Raw genomic sequence first — 3,351 nt, forward strand, 5'->3', positions numbered from 1 at the left:
GACCACGACAGCCTCGGAGGTGACCTTCATCTCGCGCATCTTCTCGCTCGCGGAGTCGATGTCGGCAACGTCGGCGGCGCGGACGATCGGCGAGGCGATCACGAAGGAGACGGCGGCGGCGATGCAGACGCCGATGACCTGGATCATGCACTCAGAGGGCGTCATGGCCAGGAAGGCGAAGATCGATCCCGGGGAGGCGACGGAGGTGAGGCCGCAGCCGGTGAAGCCGAACCACGCGATGGCGGCGGCGTTGCCGCAGATCGGGGCGATGATGACCTTCGGGTTCATGAGCACGTACGGGAAGTAGATCTCATGGATGCCGCCGAAGAAGTGGATGATCACCGCGCCGGGGGCGGACTGACGGGTCTTGGCGTCCTTGCAGAACAGGCAGTAAGCGAGGAGGACGCCGAGGCCGGGGCCGGGGTTGGCCTCGGGCATGTACATGATCGAGCGGCCGGTCTCCTGCGCCTGGGCGATGCCGATGGGCGTGAAGATGCCGTGGTTGATGGCGTTGTTCAGGAACAGCACCTTAGCCGGCTCGATGAAGATCGCGAGCAGCGGCATCAGGCCGTAGTCGATGAGCACCTGAACGCCGGCCATGAGGACGGCGAGGATGGCGTTCATGACGGGGCCGATGATCAGGTAGCCGATCATGGCGAGCGCCATACCGATGAGGCCGACCGAGAAGTTGTCGATGAGCATCTCGAAGCCCGCGGGCGTGCGGCCGTCCATGAACTCGTCGAAGCGCTTGATGACCCAGCCGGAGAAGGGGCCGATGACCATGGCGCCCATGAGCATCGTCGTGCCGGGGGCGTCGGCGATGCAGCCGATGACGGCGATGGCGCCGGTGATCCTGCCGCGGTCCCCGCCCGTGAGGTAGCCGCCCTGGGCGGCGATCAGCACGGGGATCATAAGGTCGCCGCCAAGCTAGGCGAGAAATCCGTGGCCTACGCGATCCTTGCGGGCGGCACCGGCGAGAAGATCGCCCGCATGCTCCAGAGCGAGGGCATCGACGTCGAGGCAATCACGGTCGAGGGCGAGACCTGCACGAACCTGAAGGTCGTCGACGATGTCCTGGGCACGAACACCGACATCAAAGAGCCAGGCCCCAAGACCTCCGCGGACGACGCCAACCGCCTGGCCCGCGCCATCGCGGCCACCGTCGGAGAGGGCGACGTCGTCGTGGTCTCCGGCAGCCTGCCGCAGGGCATCCGAGCCGAGTACTACGCCGAGCTCGTCGTGGCGCTTCGCCACACCGGCGCGAAGGTCTTCCTCGACGCCGACGGCGACCCACTTCGCATCGGCATCAAGGCCCGCCCGTCTCTGATCAAGCCGAACGATGACGAGCTCTCCCACCTCGTCGGCCGTGAGCTCGCCTCCGACGCCGAGGTCGCCGAGGCTGCCCGCCAGCTCGTCTCCGGGAGCGTCGAGGAGGTCGACGTCTCTATGGGCGGCCGCGGCGCCTTCTTCGCCACCAAGGACAAGGTCATCCTCGCCAAGGCCCCGAAGGTCAAGGTCGGCTCCACGGTCGGCGCCGGAGACTCCGTCGTCGCCCTCGCCTTGGCCGAGATCAGGGGCATGCGGCTCGAGGACGCTGCCCGGCTCGCTGTGGCGACCGGCTCCGCGAACGTCATGTGCTCCGGCACCCAGGCGGCCGAGAAGTCCGCGGTCGAGGCGCTCATGCCGGGCGTCCAGATCGAGGAGCTCGCGTAAGGCTCCCCTCCTCACATCGTTGTTCCACCTGAACGGGTAATGAACAGGCAAGCAAAGAAAAGATCCACCATGAAGGCTAAGGCTGAACTATAAGGGCACCATGTGGAGCCCCGGCTACTCCTACGAGTTCTGCGGCGGCGACGCCACCTACTGCATCCTCCCCGCTGAGGTCATGGGGTGCGGCTGCCTGCTCGAGTACACCGGCGAGGCCTACTACCAGGCTTCCCTCGCCGAGCCGATGAGCTGCTCGATCGGCGCTTTCCACGCCGCTTACCACACCCAGATGGGCGTCTAGACCCACGAGATGGGCATCAAGGAGGGCGGCAAGCTCGCCATCGTCGCCGGCGCGGGCCCGATGGGCCTCGGCGCGCTGACCTACGCGCTGTACTGCGACCGCAAGCCCGGCCTCGTCGTCGCCGACATCAACCAGGACCGCCTCGACCGCGCCGGGCACCTCTTCCCGCCCGCGGAGATCAAGGCCGAGACCGGCATTGACCTCGTCTTTGCCAACAACGGCAAGATGGACGACCCTGTGGCCGGTCTGCGCGAGATCTCCGGCGGCACCGGCTTCGACGATGTTCTGTGCTACGCCCCCGTGGCCGCCAAGGGCTTTGGTGCCCCGAGGCCGAGCGCTACCTGCTCGCCAACTTCGACCCCATCGCCGAGGCTTAATCCAAGCATTGCGCATCTGAACGTTAAGTTCACGGAGGACCCCGGCCACTTGGCCGGGGTCCTCCTCGTAATATAAGTGCATACGCGTTACAATAACTTCATTATTGATGCCGAATCGTGCGACAAGCAAAGTCGGGAGACACCATGTCCAGCAGCATGACCGAGCGCCGCGAAACCATCGCCAAGTTCGTGACCGAGCGCGGCACCGTGACCTTCGCCCAGCTCAAGAAGACCTTCCCCGATGTATCGGAGATGACGATCCGAACCGACCTGAGGACGCTCGATGAGGCGCGCCGCATCGTCCGCACGCACGGCGGGGCTCGCTCGGTCGAGTACGTCGTCGGCACGGACAACCTGCTGCTCAACCGCTCGGCGCGAAACGTTGAGGAGAAGAACATCATCGCGGGCAAGGCCAAGGAGCTCGTCCGGCCGAACAGCACCATATTCTTGGACTCCGGGTCGACGACGACCAGGCTCGCCAAGGAGATCGAAGACAAGCGCCTGCTCGCCTTCACCAACAGCCTGACCTGCGCAGCCGAGCTCTCGAACCTCGAGAACGTCCACACCATCGTCATCGGGGGCAAGCTCAACCGCTACAGCATGAGCCTGAACGGGAGCAAGAGCATCGAGGAGATCGGGCTTTTGAACTTCGACATGCTCTTCCTCGGCCTGACCTCGTTCCAGTCCTCGATGGGCTTCGGCTGCGGCTCCGACGACGAGGCGGCGCTCAAGCGTGCGATCATATCCCACGCGGAGCGCACGGCGGTGCTCATGGATTCCTCAAAGCTCGGGCAGCGCAGCACATTCAAGATCTGCGGCCTCGAGGACGTGGACTACGTCGTCTCCGACGGCAAGCTGAGCGAGCACTTCAAGAAATACTGCGAGGAAGCGGACGTCACCATTCTCTAGACTGAGACGCGGCCTCTATCTCATAGCGAGCCGCTTCAACCATCCCTGTCAGTTATC

Annotated in this window: 5 protein-coding genes; 4 read left to right on the forward strand and 1 reads right to left on the reverse strand. The window is 65.0% G+C overall.

Going from position 1 to position 3,351, the window contains the following annotated elements; genetic code table 11:
• Positions 1-912: PTS transporter subunit EIIC (locus tag ACT84W_RS05290; RefSeq protein ID WP_444328457.1), on the reverse strand; the 912-nt coding region annotated here is incomplete at its 3' end.
• On the opposite strand from ACT84W_RS05290, the gene ACT84W_RS05295 reads away from it, so the two are divergent.
• From ACT84W_RS05295 to ACT84W_RS05310, 4 genes are all read left to right on the forward strand, one after another.
• Positions 886-1,713, forward strand: a complete 828-nt coding sequence (locus tag ACT84W_RS05295; protein ID WP_444328458.1) for a 1-phosphofructokinase family hexose kinase — start codon at positions 886-888, stop codon at positions 1,711-1,713. The genes ACT84W_RS05290 and ACT84W_RS05295 overlap by 27 nt on opposite strands.
• Before the next feature lie 100 nt (positions 1,714-1,813).
• Complete coding sequence (locus ACT84W_RS05300) at positions 1,814-2,008, forward strand: hypothetical protein (protein ID WP_444328452.1); 195 nt, start codon at positions 1,814-1,816, stop codon at positions 2,006-2,008.
• 9 nt (positions 2,009-2,017) lie between these two features.
• A complete protein-coding gene (locus ACT84W_RS05305) occupies positions 2,018-2,461 on the forward strand; it encodes a hypothetical protein (protein WP_444328453.1) in 444 nt (147 codons plus the stop codon).
• A gap of 68 nt (positions 2,462-2,529) precedes the next feature.
• Positions 2,530-3,294 (forward strand): DeoR/GlpR family DNA-binding transcription regulator, encoded by a 765-nt coding sequence (locus ACT84W_RS05310; RefSeq protein ID WP_444328454.1) that lies wholly within the window; start codon positions 2,530-2,532, stop codon positions 3,292-3,294.
• Positions 3,295-3,351: the final 57 nt, after the last annotated feature.

It is taken from the genome of Paratractidigestivibacter sp. (genome assembly GCF_052362415.1).
Classification (GTDB): domain Bacteria; phylum Actinomycetota; class Coriobacteriia; order Coriobacteriales; family Atopobiaceae; genus Paratractidigestivibacter.

Coding starts and splice junctions, on each gene's coding strand:
- ACT84W_RS05300 (WP_444328452.1), top strand. CDS start 1,814: ATGTGGAGCCCCGGCTACTCCTACGAGTTCTGCGGCGGCGACGCCACC.
- ACT84W_RS05310 (WP_444328454.1), top strand. CDS start 2,530: ATGTCCAGCAGCATGACCGAGCGCCGCGAAACCATCGCCAAGTTCGTG.
- ACT84W_RS05305 (WP_444328453.1), top strand. CDS start 2,018: ATGGGCATCAAGGAGGGCGGCAAGCTCGCCATCGTCGCCGGCGCGGGC.